A 20,328-nucleotide genomic window follows, 5' to 3' on the forward strand; every position below is an offset into this window, starting at 1 on the left:
TTTGTCTATCTTCTGAAGATGTTTACCTTCTTCCTCACATTTGTAGGCCAGCATACTGGTAAACATGCCCCAGCCATTGTCATGTACGCTTTTACCAAAGTTCAGACATTGTGACATGGCTTTCATATCGACATCTTCAATGCAGATATAGTCATATGTATCCACAAGATGTCGTGATAGCTTATGTAGAAAATCCTTTCTTTGATTAGCTATCTTCTCATATAATTTGTTGACTTTCATTTTTTGTCTGTAGTATCTGTTGGACTGTGGTAATCCTTTTCTGTACATCTTTGACAGCTTTCTCTGCTCTCTGGCAAGCCTTCTTTCCTTCTTTCTGTAGAAGTGTGGATAACTTGGCTCATTGCCAGAGCTATCGACATAAAGTTCCTTCATGGAGAAGTCCAGTCCAACAGATTTGGCTGTATCATTCTTTTCCTGTACTTGGTTTTCATACTCGAAAAGAATGGATACAAAATACTTTCCTGTTGATGTCTGAGATACTGTCACCGACTTAAGTACACCATATGGTTCTCTATGTTTCTTTATTCTGACTATACCAACTTTAGGCAACTTGATATATCTGTCATTGATATCAATATTGTTGCCTACCTTGTTTGTTGTATAGGATTTCCTTGTCTTCTTCTTGCTATGAAAATGAGGAAATCCTGCTTTCTTTTCCTTGAAGAACTTCTGAAATGCACTTTGCAGGTTCAATTGAACATTTGCCAGAGCTAGAGAGTCGACCTCTCTTAGAAAATCATATTTTTTCTTGTACTGTGCTGGTGTGCATTTCAGCATCATCTTTTCTTTATTGTAATAATCTATCTTATCTGAAAGCATCATATTCCAAATAAAACGACAACAGCCAAAAGTTTTCTGAAATAATTGAGCTTGTTCATCCGTAGGATAGATTCTATATTTATAGGCTTTATAGGCTGTTGCCATGTTGTCTCCTCCTGTTTACTGATTATTGATATATTTTCTGATGTTTTCTTCACTTGTTGAACCAATCGTCTCAATGTAGAAGCTATGGTTCCATATTGTTCCATTATATAGCTTCGTAGCAATATCGGGGTGATTCATGAACAGTTTTCTGCCACTGATACCTTTTAGCATTTTAACTATATAGGACGGAGCAAGCTTTGGTGGTGCAGAAACAAACAGATGAACATGATTTCCATCTCCAACAGCACATTCATGAATAATGAACCCTTTATCCTGTGCTGTCTGTTGTAAAATATCTTTCAGTTCCTTGGCTATGTCATCTGTGAGTATGCCCTTTCTATATTTGACACACCAGACAATATGATAATTGATGTTGTAGACGCAAGTTCTTGTTTTTGTATATTTATCTTTCATACATATAGTATATCATATTTACGGATATATTTGTAAAATATCTAAATATATTTGTACAAATAACAAATATACACTTAAACATATAGTCAATTCATCTCGGCACATCGCTACGCTATGAACCGAGAATTCTTGACTGGTTTCTTAAAAATCTTGAAGCACCTTATAAATCAAAATATAAATTATACCCGTTATCCATTGAGTTGCTATAAATTCTTCATTTCCTAGGTTGCAAAGGCTATAAATAAAAATGGACATAAATAATGCAACATAACAAATAGGAATAACTTGCTCACATCGTTCTTTATTATAAAAATTCCATATATCAATCTCTTTTTGGAACTCTTCTTTTGCTGTGTTTTCAATATCATGAATAGCTCTTTCTAAAGGTTTATAATAGAACATATTATAAATAACATTTCTATATTGCTTACAAGTTTTTATTTGATTGCTAACTAATTCCTCATGAGTTAATGGTATATAAAGATGATTTCTTAGCCACTTTATATTAGTAAAAAGAATTATAACTGCATAAATTGTTGTAACGGTTACAGGTGTATATCTCATTAAAATCTCTAATATCAACTGATAATCCATTAAAAACACACTTATCGCAATACCAAAAACTAATATACCCAATAAGGACATCAATATATACATCTTAAAATATGAAAAGAATCCGTGTTTCTTTTTAATCTGTATTCTTTGATTATCCACATAAATATTTGTCGTTTTCTCTTTTCTCATAATTGAACTCCTTTCTTTTTTCTTCTATAATCATCCATCATAGCCTCTGCCATTCTTGCTGCCGGACAGAACATATACATCAAACAATTGATTTCACAGTTTCTATACATCTGTTTACAACTGCTAATCCATTCCATTCTGACATCTCTGCCATCTGATGTTATGGACTTAGCTAACAATTCATTGTCAAATTCCATACCATCGGGAATAACAATCTGATGATTTTCTGTTTCGTTTCTTCTTTTGAATCTTTCAAACATCTTTTCGCGCCTCCTTTTCAATAAAAAAAGACACGCAATGCGTGTCCTGTTTCGTTTAGTATTTACATGAATATTATATCATATATTATTGATATCGTTTTATTTACAGAATTATTTTATCCAATTCTTTTGACTCCTTCATATCTATCACTTGCTAAATACACGATGCTTCCTGATTCGTCAAATTCACCAAAGCTGGCGATAAAAGCATATTGCCCTGTTGGACGCTCAAAATCCCATTCTTCTTCATAAGATGATATATAAAAAACATCGCGTGTATAAAGACCATAATCAGGTATATAATATTTCAAAACATGATAAGGTACATATCCTCTTGAAATGGTTTTTTCTATCCCTCTGATGGCTTCTGAATCTAAATCAACAATCTGACCATCAAAATCAGACATCATAATATTTCCATTATTTATGAATTCGTCTATAACTCTTTGTGAAAGTTGCAATAGTTCCATTCTTTTCTTTGCTTCATTTTTAATTTTGTCCGTCATGAGTGACTTGTCTAACGTGAATGTTTTTTGATGTTCCATTATATTTTCCCTTTCTGTCTATCTATTTTTAGAAATGTACAATTCATCATTATCTAATGAATAATCTGTCTGATAAAGAAGATTTGAGAAGAATTTGACAAGGTATTCATCTGTTTCGCTTATTCCTTTTGTGATGTTTGTATAGTTAGCTCGAACAAGAGCATTTCTGAAATACTTTGAATAATCCTTAAACAACTCATTATTCATATCCTTGAGTCCTAGATACATGATGTATTTTTGAATAAATAGTGCTGTTGTTCTTGTATTTCCTTCTCCAAAAGGATGAACCTGCCAAATGCGAGATGTAAACGTAGCTAAACGTTTGACAATCTGTTCCCTGTTCATCTTCGTATAATTCTGATTTTTTTCTTCGTTAAAGTCATATTTCAATGTATCTTCTATCATCATATAATCGGCGTACATGACTGTATCGCCTTCCAAGATAGGCTCTTTTTTCGTGATATTATAATCCCTAAATTGACCTACATATTTATGTGATATAGAAATATCAACATCACTGAAAAGATATTTATGATACATTTTCAATGTATTGTAATCAAATCTGAATGTAGGACTACTCAACATCTGAACAATTCTTGCTGAAACAATGTCGGCTTCCTGTTCATCCTTATTGATATGACTGTCAGTATGTGAATGGTAATAAGTGTTGATATCCTTATAAACCTCATCATAGCTTTTTTTTCCTTCAACATTTTCCCTAGCCAGCTGAATCATATATTTAGAAGGCTTAATGTTGTCTACATCCTGAAGACCAAAGGCAATATTCCAATATAACTGTCGTGTCTTTCCCTCTTCTGTTTCAGAAATGACCGTATATTTAAATTCGTCGTATTGGTTCACAATATCAACTCCTTTCAAACTCTATCAACATTCTACCATGTTTTGGGTTTGTAACCAATTCTTTTTATAATAATAAACAAGTTTATAAATATGACTATATGAAGTACGATTATCAACAAGTCTTTTAAATTCTCTAAAAAATCCTTGACATTCATAGGATAATTGAATCATATTCTCTGTTAATTGCTTCAATTGTTCATCTGTTTGATAATAGCCTCTTAACCATTCTTTGATTTCAATCACCTGAAGATTGTTTGGAAGATGATTCATTTCATATACTGTTGATAATTCAATATATGCCTGGTGAACTCTTTCCTTTTCTCCATGTGTTAATATGATACCTCTATCATTATCACATAAAATAGCTTCTACTTTTTCCATAATTTCCCCCTTTATAAATGAGAGTTATGATATTCAACGACCATTCCTGTTTGACTGTCATTAAACGTGACAGATGTATAGGGTTTGTTTGTTCTAAGGTTTATTTTTTCTTTTCTTTTCACCTTTTCAAACAACATATCTGCATATTTCAATGCAAGATTTTCCTTATCTGTATGAATCATTTCGACAGATTTATTTGATTCTCTATCATATAAACTTACTGAATATCTCATATTTTTCCTTCTTTCTTTTTTATTTTTCAACTTCATCAATCTGCGATGCTTTCATATCTGCTACATGCAGTAACATTCCTAAAGGATACTGCTGCCAGATGTTGACAATCGAATAATCTCCACCTTTCACTCTGGAATCTGTAAATCCCATGTGAGTATTGATACAGGCAATCTCTTCATCTGTTAATGACATATGCTTCATGATAAGAATGATGGATTTTTCAGAGTGTCCGATTGGGAATTTCTCATCAAATGTATAGCATGGTACTTTTGTCCACACCCCATCAACCTTGACATTTCTTGTATCTTGCTTGTAAAAGTCGGCTTTGCACAAATCATGAAACAATGACACAATGGTTAACGTTTCTTTCTTGTCATCAGGAATCTCTCCATATTCTTCTCTATATTCTCTAATCAATCTGTAATAGACGTTCAAGCTATGCTGACATAATCCCCCAGGTACAGCCAAATGATAACGACTGCTGGCTGGAGCTTCAAAAAAGTCAGTATTTTCAATGTATTTGAGAAGGTTTTCAATCCCTTCTCGTTTAATGTATTTTTTAGCAATTCCAATAAATGTGATTCTGTTTTCAGTTTTCTTCATTAAATCCATTCTATTTATCCTCTCTTTCCTTTACTAAAAATCCCGAAATATTTCCTGCATTATCCACTGTTGTTTCCAATATCTCATATTGATTGAAATTGATATGTTTCAGTGCTTCTGGCAGGGTCGTCATCGGGATGACTTCTTGTGTTCTTTTGTTGCGTGGTGTTTTAGGTGCTATTTTAATGTATTTGTACATATGTCCTCCTGAGTTTTTCTAAGCAAACTCTTCCTCAATCCATTGTTTAAAATCATCTATTAAGTAATAGTGATATAAGCCTTTCCCTTCGCCTACAATGAAATGTGGGAAGGATTTTCTTAGTTTGCGACATTTCTTTTCATATTCATATGTATCAATAACGCAGCAATCTACCAACTCCCTGTAAATCTCATCACAGGCTTTGATACCACTGATAAATGGGTATATTGATGGTGCATTCTGGAATTTTGGTAGATAACTTTCTAACTTATCCTTGGCTTGCTGGTCTAATTCAACAGGTGCCCAAAGGTAGACAGATTGTTCTTTGATTTTGTATGGTGTTTTTATTTTTTCGCTCATATCCATTCCTCCGGTTGAAAGTATTTTTTGAGAATTTGGAGAGTATTAACTAACTCCTTTTCATTCTCATGATGATAATGAATCTCATGAAGATAGTTTTCTACTTGGTTTGGTGTCAGTTTTGTCAATTCTAATAAACGTTCAATCCATTCATCTTTAGAAATAATCTGACTTTCCAATTGTGCAATCTTCTGATTCAGTTCCATAATCGTTTTGTTTTGATTTCTCACTTCATTTTCAAGTTGATTGAGCCAATGACGATACTTCGCTTTTTCTTTGAGATAAGCTTTGTCTTTTGCTGTTAGTTTTCTTTGCATACTACTCCTCCATTACGATTTGATAAATATGAAAACATCCATTGTCTGTTTTGACATTCGATACTGGGATTGGTATTTTCGCATCCTCTATTCTTATTGACTGTTTCATGAGCTGAACTATTTTTGATGGAACTCATCATAATTCTGGATGTATTTCTGTAATCATCATTTCTGTTCATAATTCTTAAATACCTCCTTCAACTTATCCTCTTCTTTTTGCCAGATAGATTGTTTTCTAGCTTCCACTTTCTTTTTTTCAGCATTGAGTTGCTGATGTTTTTTATCGACCAAAGAAAATGAATAATCATTAATTCTTTTAATAATAGAATCAGGCAGAGGGTGATAAATATCCTTACTAGATAATTTCCATTCTTGCCAAAAATCTGAACCGTAGTTTTTACTATCTAGAGTAAAAAAATAAGAATTGACTCTAATGTCATTGATATATGTATCTACATGAAATGAATAACTATATTTTTTATCAAAGTTGCTTAATTCAAATCTAATATGCTCATCTATACGGATATTTGGATTGTAATGCCATGGATTTTCAATAAATTGTTTAGTTTTTCTTTCAAAATCGTACCAGTTTTTAACAGTTAAACTCATTAAAGCTTCTGCCAATAATCCATGATTTAAAAGAACTTCTTTCTTTTTCTTGAAAAGCATGAGTAATCATCTCCTTTCTGTATTCTTTCTATCATCTTTATGACGTTGTTTTCTCTATCAGAATTCTTATATGAAACTCTCCTTCTATAATCTTGGATTTGGTTATTTTGAAAATCTATATGGTTATATTTCATCTTTTCTCCTTACAGTAAGTTGCAGTATTTTACGTCAAATTGTCCGATTTCTTTAATTTCATTAGTGTTATGAATTTTGATAGTTTTTGTAACATATGGAATAAAATGTACAGACAAGCTTTGGTTTCCATATTCTTTATAAAACTCGCCGTATTTTAGAAGCCTTGAAATATTATGCTCATCTTTAAATTCTTGAACATATTTATCTTTAAGGTCTATATAATATTCTTTTCCATCAAATGACTCTGCAAATTCATCAGCAATCTGAAACAAAATTTTTCTTATATCACCTTCAGTTGGATTTTTAAGATATATACAGACTTCATCCATTCTATATCCATGCTCATCCTTTTCTTCTGGAAATGTTTTCAACTTCCAATAGAAATCTCCATCGCTATGTATCTGTAGTAATAACAGAAACAACTTATCTTCTTTTTGCATATAAGCGTCCTCCTTTAGCATGTTGGTAAATGGTTCTTTTCAAATAATTTTTTGATTTCAGTATTGTAAATAGGCATTAGGTTTGGGAAATTCCCTCCATTTTTATACATCTCTGTTAAATACAATAAGGCTGTATCTACATCGCTTTGAGATAATTTGCATCCTTGAATCTTTGTCATTCCATATTCCGGATGTCTTTTTGTTTGTAACTGATTGATAAGATTAACTATTCTATTCATTGTAGTGGTTCCTTTCTTAACTTTTGTTTGATAATTTCAAAACTTCTTTTTCTATCACATATAACACAAGTATGTGAAGGACAGATTTTTTTGTATTTTTCTTTGTTAGCTTCACAAACTTCGATAGGAGTTTGCAAAGCACATTCTATAATTTCTAATGCTTCTTGAATTTCTTGTCTCATCATCATTTTCTCCTTTCTCCAAACAAAAAAGACGTGCATTGCACGTCTCAATTTCGTTTATATTTTACTCTTTCATTATATCATAAATATTGGATACATGCCGAAACAATCTGGCCTTTTGTATTTTTATGGATAAACAATGGATAGCTTCCATCACCATCTCCACTTGAGGATACACAACACTTCTTATCTTTAGTTCCACCCGTTAGTTCAGAACTGTCTGAATGATAAGTTAAACTACATATTTCCTTGTACCATTTCCATTCCTCATCATCTTTTCCTCTTGTTTTTATGAAATAGTCACTATCATAAAATCCTGCTTGTCCCGAATCTACTGAGACAAAATCTATCATTGTTTTAGGTTCTCTTATATATTTTTCATGATAAATATATAATGTTGAAACAAGTCCATCATTATTTTTCTTGATAAAACAATGATAATTACCTGGTAACATATCCTTCAACTTACACATGCACCATGTTTCCATATTGTAGCATGGGTCAGATACAGTACACTCTTTATCTAATTCAATATCTCCAATATACTCTACATTATCTCTTTTTGTTATTTTTTCAATATTGTTCATATATATTTCTCACTACTCCTCATCATCAAAATACCAGAATTCTTTGAGGTATTGGAGAGTTTCTTCTACTGTTGCTTGACCATTATTTCCATCATCAATCTGGTATGAATCATCAATATACTTTGGTTCTGTTCCTAATGGAATTTCGTTAATATGTTCTTTAAAATACTTGATAGCCTCTTTTAATGATGTCGCTTCAATTTTGACTTCATCCCTAACTTCCCATGTAACTGGAATATAATAATCTTTTAACAATTCAAATCCTTTATGACAGAAACCTGTCTTATTAGTAATATAGTCAGAAATTGCATCTTCGTCTTCTTTAATAAACGATGGAATCTCAATCTCTTTTGGAAGTTCCAATAATTCTTTATCTGAGTCAGTGTCCCATTGAATGTTAATTGCTTTCATATGTTTTCCTCCTAATTTACCATCCACAAAAATCCAAGAGCAGCAGCAATTGCTCTTACATATATTTCATCACAGTTGTATAGTCCCCAATCCCAATCTTCATTAGAATCAGTTAACTGCTGGTTATACAATGACTGTGTTTCAGTAATGATGAAGGCCTTATAATCCATAATATGTTCTTTTATGTATTTTTCGATTCTTGGATAGTATTTTTCTTTATTTTTATTTATCAATTCAACAAGCTCTTCACTTATTTCGTTTTCACACATATTACTAAACTTATCTACTAAATCAATATCATCTGATGATAAATTTTCATACCATTTTTTAAAATTGTCCTCATTTTCTACACTCATAGTTTTCCTCCTTCATTTTTGTTAATTTAAACATCCTTTATTAATAATTCATATCTTATGTTCTTCTCCTTTTTCGCTTTCTTTTTTACGTATATCATTGTATAAGTCTTGAACTTTTTTCTTTAACATTTTAATTTCATCTGCTTCTTCTTGATTGTCGTACCAATCATAGCAATATGTATTGATATACTCGTCAGTCAATTGCTCCATCACTTCATTCATGAGCTCTTCCCAGTCTATTAAGAAAGAATGGGACTGATAAACATTATCCTTAATGACATTAACAATGGTTTCGCAGTCTCCAAGCGTTACATATGTGTCGACGCCTTCTCCTTCAAAATATAAAGAAGGGAATGGACCCCACTCATATTCGCCGGTTATTAAGTATTTTCTTTCTTTTGTTAATAGCATGACGAATGTATTCAACAGCATATAGATAGGGTCACATAAATAACTTACAGGAAACTTGATAGTTGTTTGTTCATCACGAATAGTGATATCTAACCAGCCTCCTTTTGACTTTGATAATTCAAATGTATATTGAATCATTGATTTTCACCCTGTTTTTTTAGATTTTGCATTATTCTTTGCATATCACTCAAATGATACTTTCTACAAATTTTTATACTTCCATCACATTCACTATCTTTATGACAAAGCGGGCAACACTCTGGCGAACATTCTATGATTGCTTTTACAGATTCTTGTGATGAAAATATTTTATTGATGATTCGAGTTAAGTTATTTGCATATCTAGCAAGATTATCAAAATCTTGATTATCTGCTACAAAAGAATCATCCTTCAATTCAAGATTACCAACACTATCAATTGCTTTTCTTATATCCTTTATATCCATTATTTTTCCTCCTATTTACTTTCAGTTTGGCCTGTTGTTTCATCCAAAGGAATCACATCAAGTCCTACTTTATGTTTATGGACAACTAAATATTCCTTATTTGTCTTATTATCCTTTATAATTTGATACTCTAGATAATTGTTATCCATTTGTGAAGATACAACACTTAATCTTTCTTGTTTATCTGCACTTTCCTGTGTCTTTTGTGTAGGTTCAGAATCTGATTCTTCATAGCTATAATAGCTATTTTCCATCACATCAGAACTACATCCAGTCAATAATAACGCTACTAAACTTCCTACAATAATCTTTTTCATTTCTTTTATCCTCCTAATAAAAAAGAGATTCCTTAGAACCTCTATATACTTTCAATTTCTACATATCCTCCTATTGTTTGATTATAGTTTGGATTCAATGAATGTATGTATTCATCAACTAGAATTTCATTTTGAACTAGCTCTTTTACTGTCTGTTTTAATTCTTCTTTCCCCTTTCCATATATCATTTGTATATCAAGGTTTTGAACCATATAGTTATGCGCCCCTGAACTATACAAATGAATACCATTGTCTAAGGTTTTGATATGACTTTTTCCATCAATCAAATCGACAACACATGCAATATGAGGAGTTGCAATAAAGATGTTGATAGTTTTTCTTGTATTTTGAGCAATATAGTCTAGTTTTTGTAAAGATAATTCCATACTATTGTTATTCAATATATTAATAATCTTTTTCAATAGACGTTCATCTTCTCCATAGTAGCCTGTTATCCCAACAATCATATCCTTCATTTTAAATACTTTTTGAAAACTATCATCATAAACAATTCCATCTTTTGTATGTCTTGTAAGTCTTGAATCAGAAGCTATAACAGTACACTTTTGATTCTTTATCATAACCATGAAACTTATTTGATTTTCTCCTTTACATTTCTTGACTTCTGTTGAATAAGTATAATTCAAAATATCCCTCCTAGATTTATTCCTGTTTATATTCTATCATAGCCATACTTATCTATTCTCTTTTTCGTATGAAATCTGTTCTAATACAGACGTATCAATATCACTTAGCAAATCAATAAAACTTCTAGAATTATAAAAATCATGATTCTTTCCAAAATCATAGTTTCTAAAATCATAAATTTCCTTTTTTGCCACATTGAATTGTGGAGTATAGAGGATAGAATCTTGAATGTATTGTTTCCATCCATATTCAGCTGAATGTCCTTTAACATAAGGTAAAGCTAACATATACCCCGCTCCACCTGATTTATAAGTTAAAAATGCCAATTCATTATGAGATAATGTGTCAATAAAATCTCTTACTTCATTTTTATCAACTTTTAAACTTTCTATACCTTCCTTATAATAATGATAGTATCCATTTATATCCTGAACAGTATTCTTTGATAAATCAATATCAAATTCTTTAACATAATCTGCACTCTCTTTTGAATAATTGTCCTTGATATAAGCGATAAGAACATCTCCTTGTTTCTAGTAACTAAATTTGCTGTTTTGCTTTGATTCAAATGTTTATTCATTTGTATTCTCCTTTCTCCTTAACAAAAAAGATGTGCAAAAATGCACACCCCATTCGTTTATATGTTACATATATATTATACTATATTATTGTATTATATACATTTTTCATAAAATAAAAAAGAGGCATTGCTGCCCCTATCGTACTACATTTGCGTGAGATTATGATTGTCTACATCTTCATTTGTTTGAACATATGAGTAAGTATGCTTTTGTACATTATATTCATTAATGATTTCTGCCAACCAAAAAATTTTCTACCCCATTTTTCAAAAACCGGTTTAGGGAAAAACATGTTAACTATGGTAAAAAAGGCTTGTAACAAGCATACTACACATAGTACATACCCTATAAAGATTAGGTAGTACATAATCGTCACTCCTTTCAGTGTTTTTCCATCTTTATTATACTAAAATTCGCTTTTTTATTCTAGACTTGTGTCCTCTTGCTTTTGAAGGTTATTCAAGATTCTAGACATATCTTCCAAATGATACTTCTTACAATAATCTACACTTCCATCACATGAACTGCCTTCATAACATAATGGACAGCACTCAGGCGAACACTCCATCATTTCTGCACTGAATATGTGCTTAATAAGCATTTTTAAGCGAGAGTTTTCTTCAACAAGATTTTCATATTTTTTATTTTTTAAAACTTCTTTTTTTCCATTCATTCTTGTATCGCTCCTTTTTAAGAATTATATCATAGTCTTCTCATTTAAATAATCATTAATTTTTAACGATGATATATATCAGTCCTTTCTATCAAAACTGCTCTTTTGAGATTTCAATTTTGAAACGTCCGTTGAGCAAGTTTGCTAGCTTGTGATTGTCATGAACATGAGAACCGTTAACCAATCCGTCAATAGTGAAATAGTATGGATTGCGAATCTTTCCATCAATATTATCTCTCAAAGCATTTGGATATATTGCGATGATATTGAATTTTTCGTATGGTTCTACACCTAGTAAAGCACAAACTTTATCCATTTTATTAGAGGATTCAGATACGATTTCATTATCATCTTCCTCGTCTTCTTCAAGAGCTTCATTATTAGCCCATTCGTCCTGGCAAGGCCAGATTTCCGCCCCTTTAAAACCAATTTCTTCAAAATCTTCATAAGCCCAGCTAGGTAAAGGTCGGTCAGTTGAAGGATAAGATTCTTGAACAATTTCGTCCAATCTTGAAAATAAATCCTCCAACGAATAACCATGTTCAATCATCCATTGTAATTGATATCTTTCATAACCTGTCAATTCTTCCATATTTATCTACTCCTTTTTACTATTTATTTCATTTCTATTAATCAAACAAAATCAAAACCAGTAATCCCAGAAACCACACGTTATATGTTATTCCTAAATGAACTGAAACCAGAAATACAATTGTCTTATACATATATTTCCATAAGTCTTTCGATAATGCTCGCATAATTCCACTCCTTCTATAAATAATTGATTCATATACACTGTGTTTTTTAGGAAATTTTAACCTTCATAAACTTTCAAATTATCTATTGGTACTTCATCCCTATCAAATTTAATCCATTCACAGTCATTTTCTTTTGCTAGTTGCAAACAATTAGATAAATCGCAAGGTATATTCTTAGGTTCTTCTGCATCTACATAAACGAAAAAACCATATTCATTGGTATAGACACTTAATCCATAATATCCTTTGATAGATTCCAAAACAAGAAAATCCCTTGTCACAGGCTTTAAATGAGCCGTTGATAAAGTTAACAATTTAGATATATTCATAATATTCTCCTCCATTTCTAATAATCCTCATGATATATTTCTTGAACACTTGCTTCCTGAAGCTGTTGATACATATCCATAAATAAATCTTGATTGAAATAACTCAGAACAATTGCATCTTCAGATACGTTCGATTCTCTGATTAGTCTTTCCAAACCCTTTTTATCTTCCATATTTACACTATATTGTTGAAGATAGGATTCACCAGGTCCTTCTACAAAACCATAAATCCTCTTTCCAATTCTTACGAGACTGACAACCTCCTCAACTTCATGTCTCATTCCTATAATTTCCATATTCATTTTAAGAATTACCTCCTAATATATAATTATAATCCTCATTATTTGCAAACTTAGAAATTGACTGAAGCTTGGAATCGTTGTTTTCAGCATTGTATTGCTTCATTGCACAATATAATTTTAAGAACATATCTTCCTGAAATGCATCATCTATACATTCTCGACACTTTAGTCTGCATTCTTTTTTTCTCAACTCCCAAACTTCTTTTGCTCGATATATATCAAGTATATAAGAACTATTCACATGATTTTCAGTGAAGACAAAGTATTCTCCTTCATAGAGAACATAATACTGAATTTTCTGACCTGATATCGTCGCGCCTAATAATTTGTTTTTATTTTCTCTATGTAAGAAATTGCTCAAAAATTTTAGCACTATTCATTCATCTCCTTTCAAAAATAAAGAGCATAGCATATGCTATACTCCCTCGTTTATGTTTACAGTATTATTATACTACAAATAGAAAAAGATAGCATGACTGCTATCTAAATTGGTCCATGAGTGAAGTTGTAAAGATTTCATCATCTTCAGACAATTCTACAGATTCACTTGTTTCTTTTGCTTGTGCATCATCTTGAGGTTCAGTTGTTGAGTCTTCTATAGCATCAAGAGCATCACTTTGGCCTTGAGTAATATCATCAATGACACTTTTTGACTCTTCAACTTTTTCTTGTGTTTCTTGAGCCTGTTTTTGGACATCTTTTACAGACTGCGAATGTTCCTCACTTAAGCCTTGAGACATTTTCTCCTCAGTTTTCTTCACATCTTCTTCAATTTTTTTAGATTCAGCTTCAATTTGAGCTTTTTGTTTCTCATAATCTGACTGAGCTTTTTCAAAAGCTTTTTGATTTTCTTTGATTTTTGATTGAGTATCACCTGAACTGCTAGGAACTATTTGCGTAACAGGTTTGTTTACAGGTACTTGCTGAGGCACTAAAGCATTTGCAAAGATAAATGTAATAATAAAACCAATAATAGCAATCACAAGCAGTATGATACCTAAAATTCCACATCTTTTAGCCCACTTCTTTTTGTTATCCTTTTTTGTTTCTTGTGTTTGAGTATTTGTTGTTTCTGCCATAATTTTCTCCCTTCCGATATAGTCTCATCTATATCTCGTCATGGCTTGACGGCCTTTACAAAGGACTTAAGATAGTTGATATTTAAATCAAAAAAAGAGATGCAAAATAGCATCTCTCATCGGTTAAATATACACTATTATTTTATCATATTTTAATAAATATAATTATTCTTTGCTTTTCTTTGCAATCCTTAACATGGCACTTTTGACTTCCATTTCCAATTCCTTGCGATTCTTCTGTAGCATCTCATTGCAATCTCCTTCAACACTCAAAGAATAAACTGGGATATTCTCTTTTTTGAAGGCTGTCTTTGCTTTTTCAATACTTTCCTGTCCAGCTTCATCATCGTCAAAACAAAACACTACATTTTTAACAATGTCTTCTTTCTTCATGATACGAAGTAATTGCTTATATTTCCCTACACCAGGGAGTGCAATCACAGAAGCTTCCGGGCAGACTTCCTTTATGGATAAAGCGTCATATACTCCTTCCGTCACAAAAACAGTTGAATTATCCCCGAATAAATCCTGCAAATTCCATATCTCTACACCACGTCTGACCAGCATAACCTGTATCTCTTTTTTATAGTTATCTTCTTTTCTGTATGAGCTTCTTAGCAGGAGTCTTTCGGGAATGCCTTCTTTGTTTAAAATAGGTATAATGATATCTCTATCTTCATAGCTTTTATGACGATATTTATCTCCAAAATACTTCTTTGTATTTTCCTGATTAATTAAGCTTTGAAAAGTCTTCTGATTATAGATGATTCCATGTTTTTTCATAGTTTCATTGGAGATTCCTCTTAAATCAAAATCAAACCCATGAGTATTCCCATGTAATGTATGAGTAACATATCGGCAATAGCTTTGAAGAAGTTCAACGCCCTCCTTATTCATTTTGACTGGATTTCTTTCTTTAATCTTGATTTCCTCTTGGGTAACCTTCCCTTCAAGGAAATCATTAAGGTAACTCACCTCCCCACATTTATTTAATCTATTGCATCTAATAGGAATACGATGACTGTGGTCCTTATTCCACTTATTGATATCGTCAATGTAGCAAAAGGCTTCTTTTTTGCCACACTTTGGACAATACATAATGAAGTAATCTCCACGATTGCTTGCTCCCATTTGCTTTAAGACATTATTCAAACTCATAATACTTATTCCCTTCATCAAAAAAGGAGATATCTGTCACATCTGTATCTGACTGATTATCCCCATATAAAGTTCTCGTATATCTTTCTGTATCCTGTTCTCTCTTTAAATCAGATAAATATTCTACTGAATACATCATATCACCTCGCTAATTGACGTTCAACTTCTAATTCTCTGATTTTTGCTTTCAGCATGAGATTCTCTTCTTCAATGGTACGAATATAATTATCCTTATATTCTAATTCAATTCTTAACTGTTCTAAGAATTCCTGTTGCTCTTTATTTTCAATGATGAGTTCTTCGTAGATTTGAAGTAACTTCTTTTTTGTCTTTTTTCTATTCATAAGCTAATATCTCCTTTTCTAATTCTTCAATATCATAGATGTTAGTGACATTTCCTTCTTCATCGCTGACACTAAAAAGATATTTCTTAGGTTGCTGTGAAAAAAATAAACTTGTCACATTCTCCATTAATTCCTTTGTTTCTTTTTCCATCTCTGGCGTTATTATGTCTTTATTTTGTTTATTAACAATTTCCTTGTATTGGCTCAGCTGTTGAGAAAGTTCAACTATCTCCTGAGTCTGCTTCTTATATTCCTGTAATATCTTTAAGACTTTTTTCCCTGTATTTGTTTTAAAAAAAGCTATCTTTAATTCATTTTCAGTCATCATTATCATCCTTCCTTACATATGTTCCCAAGTTATTTCATCATCAATGCTCTTCTTTTCATAAGAATAGCATTGAATTCTTTTAGGATTATATTTAAATGGAAAACCGAATGGTCTTTTTTCAATACTTGGTTTTTTATGAATACACATAGACTGGCAATAAAAATGACATTCTTGACATCTAGATGTATGATTTTCTCTCATTGTTTGCCTCCTTTTTTCATTAAAAAAAGACATATCAGTGATATGCCTTCATTCGTATTATATTACATACTTATTCTATCATATTTCTCATCATTTTGATGAAAAGAATTTATTTTTTCTATTTTTACAACTGACTTCAAAGTTGTGTTACAATATAAGAGTCGGTAAGTGGGGCATGTCAATAACATGCCTTTTTCTACGATGTAAACATAGACGTATCGGAGGTGTACACATTGTCAAATACAAGAGAATCATATCAAAAGATTTGGCCTGTATATTTACTTACTATATGTTTTGTGTTTATCTTTACGTTATTATTAAATGCAAAACCTATTTATGCCCTGGAAAATGAAATACCCCAACACTCTCCTGCAACGATTCCAACACAATCAGAAATTATTGAAGAAAATGAAGAGACAGTTTCAATCGATGATATTACAAAATCGTATCAATTATTACAGAACAAATTAAAAACAAATGAAACCAAAAAAGAAAAAGCGATTATTCAATACAAAAAAGAACAGGAAGAGAAAAGAAAAACCAAATTACGAGAAGATGTTTTAGAAAAAGCTATGTCAAGAAGAGGAAAACCTTATGTTTGGGGTGCAACAGGGCCTAATCGATTTGACTGTTCTGGACTCACTCAATGGTCTTATAAGCAAATGGGAATTTCTATTCCTCGTGTTGCAGCAGCTCAAGCTCAAAGTGGGAAAAGAGTCAAACGTTCTGAACTGAAAAAAGGAGACTTAATCTTTTTTAGAACAGATAGTTCTTCGCCTAACAGAATTTCACACGTTGGAATGTATGTAGGTGACGGAAAGTTTGTTCATGCTCCACACTCTGGAGATGTTGTCAGAGTCTCATCATTAAGTGGATATTACTTAACACATTATGCTTGGTCATGTCGATATATCAATTAGATTGCCTATTACGGCAATCTTTTTTTATACTAAAATTTGCTTCGAACAAATATGTGATAAAATAAATATGTAAGCTTACACGATTCTATATGACAGAAAGGAGAATATATGGACTTATCTAAGAAAATAAAGGAAATTAGGAAATTCTCTCAGTTTGGTCTTGTTACCCTGTCGCCACATGCATTGAAAAGAGCAAAAGAAAGAGGAATTGAAATCAATGATATCTATTCAATGCTATGCTCCTCTTCCTCAACTATCTGTCAGTTTCACCATAAATATAAAAATCACATTGGGCCAACTTATGTTATCTGGTCCAAATTACATAAAAAATATTATCATATTGTCGTTGGTGAAGAAAAGAGCGTTTCTGGAGCGCCCATCTTCATAGTATTGACAGTATACGTTCCATCACCTAAGTTCTTTACCAAAAATGGGAGATTTTTAAAACCTCTCAAAGAAAGAATGTCCTAATATAAGACGAAAGGTGCCTTTTAGGCACCTCTTTTTTATCCCAAAAATTCGTTTATCTTATCTTCATCGTCTAAAATGATAATATCTGCACCATCTTCTATTAATTTTCTTGCTTTCGTCTCTTTACTTCCGGCGTTTTCTCCGATAAGAATAGCATAGGTCTTCTTTGACACACTACCCACAACCTTGCCACCTCTCTCCTCAATCATTTTCTGATAATATTGACGAGGATTTTTTAAGGTTCCTGTTATAACAAAAGACTTTCCAGCAAGTTCATTGGTAGATTTTGTTTCTTCCTTTATCTGAATATATTGCATTAAATCTTGAATCATTCTTTTATGATTCTCATCTTCAAGCCATTCCATGATGCTACTTGCTGTAACAGAATTGATGTCATCTATTTCGATAAGACTTTGATAAGATGCTAAAAGGAATTTATCAAGAGTCCCATATGCCCTTGCAAGGTCCTTCGCTGTCTTCTTCCCTACTAACGGAATTCCTAATGCGTATAGAAACTGAGACAGGGTTGGATTTGTCGAGTTCTTGACGGATTTTTGAAGGTTTTGATACTTGCGTGTACCAAACTTATCCAAACTCAATATATCCTTTTCATATCTGTCCAAGCGATAGATATCTGCATAGCTTTGAATATATCCTTTTTCAAGGAATACCTCTAAAATACTGCCTCCAAGCCCGACAATATTCATGCCATCTCTTGATACGAACTGAATCATCTTGCCTAGAATCTGACCGTTACAGTCGGAATTTTGGCAGAATAATTGAGGTCCGTTTTGTACCAATACATGTCCACATACTGGGCATGTTGATGGGATTTTGATAGGATTGTCGGTATTGTGATGATGAATGGCTACAATTCTAGGAATGACATCATTGCTTCTTTCAACAATGATGGTATCACCTTCATGAAGACCATATTCTTTATCAGCAAAATAATATCTATCTTTTTCAAAAGGATACCACTCTCCATCATATTCACAGTCAGAAATATAAAATCCTGCTCTTTCACTATCAATCTTCTTGACTGTGATAGAATCCATTTCACTTGATGTTTTTTCAGGGTGGGTATCAATAAGGACATCTCCAGGCATTATATAATCTATATCGCTAATGGCTTCTTGATAAGGAATATGGACTAATTCACCCCATGTATCATATGATTTGTCACGCCATACAGTTCTTTCCTTGTATAAGGTTGGCAAAGTCTGAATATAATCAGGATTGTTGAGAGTTGCCTTTGTAATTTTTACGCCTCCTAATGATATTTCATCAAAGACAGCGACTGGCACAACCTTTCCTGATTTGCCTACTTGCCATTCAATATCCTTTAATGTTGTTAAAGCATAAAGAGGCTTAAACTTATAGGCAAATGCCCATCTTGGCCCTTTTTCTGTCATCCCTAATTCTTCTCTTTTTTGAATACTATTGACCTTGATGACAAGTCCATCACATACAGCTTGAGGATATCCATCAGCTACAAGGACATTGAACCCATCAACTTCTTGAATCATTCCATTCAGCCTTGATTCAATAACTTCCCTTAATTCCTGCCATGTATCCACAAGATATACTGGAACGCTTCCAAAACCAAGCACTTTCACGTGCTCAACATTTTGAGAATCCTTATCACTGAGTTCTATATTATCATGCTGCCCAATGTCATAGAACATGACTTGAATTCCCTTACCTTTCACATCCTGACTATCTTGACTTCTCATGATGCCTGCTACACCATTTCTTGGATTGGAATAGTCTTTTTGTAAAGATTCCTTAAAGATGTCATAAGGAATGATGGCTTCCCCTCTTACCTCCAATGATGCATTATCACTTAAAGTTTTAGGATAGAGAGTGTCAGTATTTTGAAAGTTTTCAGTAATCAAATCACCTGTATAACCATTCCCTCTTGTCGCAGCATTGACAAAAAATCCGTTTTCGTAATTGATATTACATGTGATGCCATCCAATTTAGGTTCAATAATCACTTCAGTTCCATCTCCACCAACAAACTCATAGAAATCCTTTAAATCTTCCAACTCTCTTGATTTCTGATTAATGGATAATAAAGGAGATTTATGAGTATATTTAGGGAATAAAGTTGTGCTTCCAGCATCCTTCCCAGCCCCAATTCTTCTCGTTGGTGCATCTTCCATATTCTTTAACTCTGGATATTTTTCTTCATACTGTAAATATTCTTCATATAATCTATCATATTCAGCATCAGATATATCTGATTGTCCTAATTCATAGTATTGTCTGTCATATTTAGCTATTAAGTTCTTAATTTCTTGTACTCTTTCTATTTCTTTCATTTGTTTCCTCCTAAAATAAAAAGAGATATGCTTTCACAAACATATCTCTTGTATATATTGACATTTATATTATAGCATATCTATCGAGAATTGAAATCTTCAAGCGATTCAGTAATACTTCATGAATACATATATGTCCACAGTTTATACACA

At 32.1% G+C, this 20,328-nt stretch carries 40 protein-coding genes; 2 read left to right on the forward strand and 38 right to left on the reverse strand.

Translation table 11 applies throughout. The annotated features are described in order from the left end of the window. From B5E87_RS09320 to B5E87_RS09500, 37 genes are all read right to left on the reverse strand, one after another. The coding region (locus tag B5E87_RS09320) for an RNA-guided endonuclease TnpB family protein (protein ID WP_087244738.1) at positions 1-945 on the reverse strand (945 nt) is incomplete at its 3' end. 15 nt (positions 946-960) lie between these two features. Next, positions 961-1,359, reverse strand: a complete 399-nt coding sequence (gene tnpA / locus B5E87_RS09325; RefSeq protein ID WP_087244658.1) for an IS200/IS605 family transposase — start codon at positions 1,357-1,359, stop codon at positions 961-963. Positions 1,360-1,500: 141 nt separating this feature from the next. Next, positions 1,501-2,103, reverse strand: coding sequence for a hypothetical protein (locus B5E87_RS09330; RefSeq protein ID WP_087244659.1), 603 nt, complete (start codon positions 2,101-2,103; stop codon positions 1,501-1,503). Continuing rightward, positions 2,100-2,363, reverse strand: coding sequence for a hypothetical protein (locus B5E87_RS09335; protein WP_087244660.1), 264 nt, complete (start codon positions 2,361-2,363; stop codon positions 2,100-2,102). The genes B5E87_RS09330 and B5E87_RS09335 overlap by 4 nt, the downstream gene beginning before the upstream one ends. Before the next feature lie 116 nt (positions 2,364-2,479). Then, complete coding sequence (locus B5E87_RS09340; protein ID WP_087244661.1) at positions 2,480-2,908, reverse strand: hypothetical protein; 429 nt, start codon at positions 2,906-2,908, stop codon at positions 2,480-2,482. Positions 2,909-2,926: 18 nt separating this feature from the next. Beyond that, positions 2,927-3,769 carry a Fic family protein gene (locus B5E87_RS09345; protein ID WP_087244662.1) on the reverse strand — a complete coding sequence of 281 codons (843 nt, stop codon included), beginning with the start codon at positions 3,767-3,769 and terminating at the stop codon, positions 2,927-2,929. Between the two features lie 24 nt (positions 3,770-3,793). Then, the gene (locus tag B5E87_RS09350) at positions 3,794-4,150 is read right to left on the reverse strand and encodes a hypothetical protein (protein WP_087244663.1); all 357 of its coding nucleotides are present in this window, start codon (positions 4,148-4,150) and stop codon (positions 3,794-3,796) included. Between the two features lie 11 nt (positions 4,151-4,161). After that, complete coding sequence (locus B5E87_RS09355; protein ID WP_087244664.1) at positions 4,162-4,383, reverse strand: hypothetical protein; 222 nt, start codon at positions 4,381-4,383, stop codon at positions 4,162-4,164. Positions 4,384-4,402: 19 nt separating this feature from the next. Next, positions 4,403-4,996 carry a hypothetical protein gene (locus tag B5E87_RS09360; protein ID WP_087244665.1) on the reverse strand — a complete coding sequence of 198 codons (594 nt, stop codon included), beginning with the start codon at positions 4,994-4,996 and terminating at the stop codon, positions 4,403-4,405. A 1-nt stretch (position 4,997) separates the two neighbouring features. After that, positions 4,998-5,186 (reverse strand): hypothetical protein, encoded by a 189-nt coding sequence (locus B5E87_RS09365; RefSeq protein WP_087244666.1) that lies wholly within the window; start codon positions 5,184-5,186, stop codon positions 4,998-5,000. An 18-nt stretch (positions 5,187-5,204) separates the two neighbouring features. After that, entirely contained in the window at positions 5,205-5,546 is a 342-nt protein-coding gene (locus B5E87_RS09370) for a hypothetical protein (RefSeq protein ID WP_087244667.1), read from the reverse strand. Next, a complete protein-coding gene (locus tag B5E87_RS09375; protein ID WP_087244668.1) occupies positions 5,543-5,863 on the reverse strand; it encodes a hypothetical protein in 321 nt (106 codons plus the stop codon). Before B5E87_RS09375 ends, B5E87_RS09370 begins: the two co-directional genes overlap by 4 nt. Continuing rightward, on the reverse strand, positions 5,848-6,042 hold the full coding sequence (locus B5E87_RS09380) for a hypothetical protein (protein WP_087244669.1): 195 nt from the start codon (positions 6,040-6,042) through the stop codon (positions 5,848-5,850). Before B5E87_RS09380 ends, B5E87_RS09375 begins: the two co-directional genes overlap by 16 nt. Further along, positions 6,029-6,532 (reverse strand): hypothetical protein, encoded by a 504-nt coding sequence (locus B5E87_RS09385; protein WP_087244670.1) that lies wholly within the window; start codon positions 6,530-6,532, stop codon positions 6,029-6,031. Before B5E87_RS09385 ends, B5E87_RS09380 begins: the two co-directional genes overlap by 14 nt. Before the next feature lie 143 nt (positions 6,533-6,675). After that, positions 6,676-7,107 (reverse strand): hypothetical protein, encoded by a 432-nt coding sequence (locus B5E87_RS09390; protein ID WP_087244671.1) that lies wholly within the window; start codon positions 7,105-7,107, stop codon positions 6,676-6,678. A 14-nt stretch (positions 7,108-7,121) separates the two neighbouring features. Further along, positions 7,122-7,346, reverse strand: a complete 225-nt coding sequence (locus tag B5E87_RS09395) for a hypothetical protein (RefSeq protein WP_087244672.1) — start codon at positions 7,344-7,346, stop codon at positions 7,122-7,124. Then, complete coding sequence (locus tag B5E87_RS09400) at positions 7,343-7,528, reverse strand: hypothetical protein (protein ID WP_087244673.1); 186 nt, start codon at positions 7,526-7,528, stop codon at positions 7,343-7,345. Before B5E87_RS09400 ends, B5E87_RS09395 begins: the two co-directional genes overlap by 4 nt. 80 nt (positions 7,529-7,608) lie before the next feature. Then, the gene (locus B5E87_RS09405) at positions 7,609-8,115 is read right to left on the reverse strand and encodes a DUF4241 domain-containing protein (protein ID WP_087244674.1); all 507 of its coding nucleotides are present in this window, start codon (positions 8,113-8,115) and stop codon (positions 7,609-7,611) included. A 12-nt stretch (positions 8,116-8,127) separates the two neighbouring features. Beyond that, positions 8,128-8,526: a hypothetical protein gene (locus tag B5E87_RS09410; protein ID WP_087244675.1), complete on the reverse strand. Its 399-nt coding sequence runs from the start codon at positions 8,524-8,526 to the stop codon at positions 8,128-8,130. 11 nt (positions 8,527-8,537) lie between these two features. Next, positions 8,538-8,882 carry a hypothetical protein gene (locus B5E87_RS09415; protein WP_087244676.1) on the reverse strand — a complete coding sequence of 115 codons (345 nt, stop codon included), beginning with the start codon at positions 8,880-8,882 and terminating at the stop codon, positions 8,538-8,540. 48 nt (positions 8,883-8,930) lie between these two features. Further along, positions 8,931-9,431: a hypothetical protein gene (locus B5E87_RS09420; RefSeq protein ID WP_087244677.1), complete on the reverse strand. Its 501-nt coding sequence runs from the start codon at positions 9,429-9,431 to the stop codon at positions 8,931-8,933. Beyond that, on the reverse strand, positions 9,428-9,739 hold the full coding sequence (locus tag B5E87_RS09425; RefSeq protein ID WP_087244678.1) for a hypothetical protein: 312 nt from the start codon (positions 9,737-9,739) through the stop codon (positions 9,428-9,430). The genes B5E87_RS09420 and B5E87_RS09425 overlap by 4 nt, the downstream gene beginning before the upstream one ends. Before the next feature lie 11 nt (positions 9,740-9,750). Next, the gene (locus B5E87_RS09430) at positions 9,751-10,056 is read right to left on the reverse strand and encodes a putative periplasmic lipoprotein (RefSeq protein WP_087244679.1); all 306 of its coding nucleotides are present in this window, start codon (positions 10,054-10,056) and stop codon (positions 9,751-9,753) included. A 41-nt stretch (positions 10,057-10,097) separates the two neighbouring features. After that, positions 10,098-10,703, reverse strand: a complete 606-nt coding sequence (locus tag B5E87_RS09435) for a hypothetical protein (protein WP_087244680.1) — start codon at positions 10,701-10,703, stop codon at positions 10,098-10,100. 48 nt (positions 10,704-10,751) lie between these two features. Beyond that, a complete protein-coding gene (locus B5E87_RS09440; RefSeq protein WP_087244681.1) occupies positions 10,752-10,991 on the reverse strand; it encodes a hypothetical protein in 240 nt (79 codons plus the stop codon). Between the two features lie 134 nt (positions 10,992-11,125). Then, on the reverse strand, positions 11,126-11,284 hold the full coding sequence (locus B5E87_RS15060; protein ID WP_158095589.1) for a hypothetical protein: 159 nt from the start codon (positions 11,282-11,284) through the stop codon (positions 11,126-11,128). A 422-nt stretch (positions 11,285-11,706) separates the two neighbouring features. Further along, the gene (locus tag B5E87_RS09450; RefSeq protein ID WP_087244683.1) at positions 11,707-11,958 is read right to left on the reverse strand and encodes a hypothetical protein; all 252 of its coding nucleotides are present in this window, start codon (positions 11,956-11,958) and stop codon (positions 11,707-11,709) included. 91 nt (positions 11,959-12,049) lie between these two features. Continuing rightward, entirely contained in the window at positions 12,050-12,550 is a 501-nt protein-coding gene (locus B5E87_RS15425; protein WP_241147158.1) for a hypothetical protein, read from the reverse strand. Between the two features lie 222 nt (positions 12,551-12,772). Continuing rightward, on the reverse strand, positions 12,773-13,045 hold the full coding sequence (locus B5E87_RS09465; protein ID WP_087244684.1) for a DUF5983 family protein: 273 nt from the start codon (positions 13,043-13,045) through the stop codon (positions 12,773-12,775). A gap of 17 nt (positions 13,046-13,062) precedes the next feature. Then, a complete protein-coding gene (locus B5E87_RS09470) occupies positions 13,063-13,347 on the reverse strand; it encodes a hypothetical protein (RefSeq protein ID WP_087244685.1) in 285 nt (94 codons plus the stop codon). Between the two features lies 1 nt (position 13,348). Continuing rightward, positions 13,349-13,720, reverse strand: a complete 372-nt coding sequence (locus B5E87_RS09475) for a hypothetical protein (RefSeq protein WP_087244686.1) — start codon at positions 13,718-13,720, stop codon at positions 13,349-13,351. A 106-nt stretch (positions 13,721-13,826) separates the two neighbouring features. Next, complete coding sequence (locus B5E87_RS09480; RefSeq protein WP_087244687.1) at positions 13,827-14,426, reverse strand: hypothetical protein; 600 nt, start codon at positions 14,424-14,426, stop codon at positions 13,827-13,829. 165 nt (positions 14,427-14,591) lie between these two features. Continuing rightward, positions 14,592-15,584 carry a toprim domain-containing protein gene (locus B5E87_RS09485; protein ID WP_087244688.1) on the reverse strand — a complete coding sequence of 331 codons (993 nt, stop codon included), beginning with the start codon at positions 15,582-15,584 and terminating at the stop codon, positions 14,592-14,594. Further along, a complete protein-coding gene (locus tag B5E87_RS15065) occupies positions 15,571-15,720 on the reverse strand; it encodes a hypothetical protein (protein ID WP_158095590.1) in 150 nt (49 codons plus the stop codon). The genes B5E87_RS09485 and B5E87_RS15065 overlap by 14 nt, the downstream gene beginning before the upstream one ends. Before the next feature lie 4 nt (positions 15,721-15,724). Continuing rightward, positions 15,725-15,928, reverse strand: a complete 204-nt coding sequence (locus tag B5E87_RS09490) for a hypothetical protein (protein WP_087244689.1) — start codon at positions 15,926-15,928, stop codon at positions 15,725-15,727. Continuing rightward, positions 15,921-16,256 carry a hypothetical protein gene (locus B5E87_RS09495; RefSeq protein ID WP_087244690.1) on the reverse strand — a complete coding sequence of 112 codons (336 nt, stop codon included), beginning with the start codon at positions 16,254-16,256 and terminating at the stop codon, positions 15,921-15,923. The genes B5E87_RS09490 and B5E87_RS09495 overlap by 8 nt, the downstream gene beginning before the upstream one ends. Before the next feature lie 12 nt (positions 16,257-16,268). After that, complete coding sequence (locus B5E87_RS09500) at positions 16,269-16,457, reverse strand: hypothetical protein (RefSeq protein WP_087244691.1); 189 nt, start codon at positions 16,455-16,457, stop codon at positions 16,269-16,271. Positions 16,458-16,690: 233 nt separating this feature from the next. Here B5E87_RS09500 and B5E87_RS15430 point away from each other — a divergent pair, with 233 nt between their 5' ends. Further along, positions 16,691-17,377 (forward strand): C40 family peptidase, encoded by a 687-nt coding sequence (locus B5E87_RS15430; RefSeq protein WP_241147159.1) that lies wholly within the window; start codon positions 16,691-16,693, stop codon positions 17,375-17,377. A 108-nt stretch (positions 17,378-17,485) separates the two neighbouring features. Then, on the forward strand, positions 17,486-17,848 hold the full coding sequence (locus B5E87_RS09510) for a DUF4258 domain-containing protein (protein ID WP_087244692.1): 363 nt from the start codon (positions 17,486-17,488) through the stop codon (positions 17,846-17,848). Between the two features lie 35 nt (positions 17,849-17,883). On the opposite strand, the gene B5E87_RS09515 is transcribed toward B5E87_RS09510, so the two are convergent. Next, complete coding sequence (locus B5E87_RS09515; protein ID WP_087244693.1) at positions 17,884-20,175, reverse strand: helix-hairpin-helix domain-containing protein; 2,292 nt, start codon at positions 20,173-20,175, stop codon at positions 17,884-17,886. Positions 20,176-20,328 lie beyond the last annotated feature (153 nt).

The organism is Massilimicrobiota sp. An142 (assembly GCF_002160725.1).
GTDB classification, from domain to species: domain Bacteria; phylum Bacillota_I; class Bacilli_A; order Erysipelotrichales; family Coprobacillaceae; genus Allocoprobacillus; species Allocoprobacillus merdigallinarum.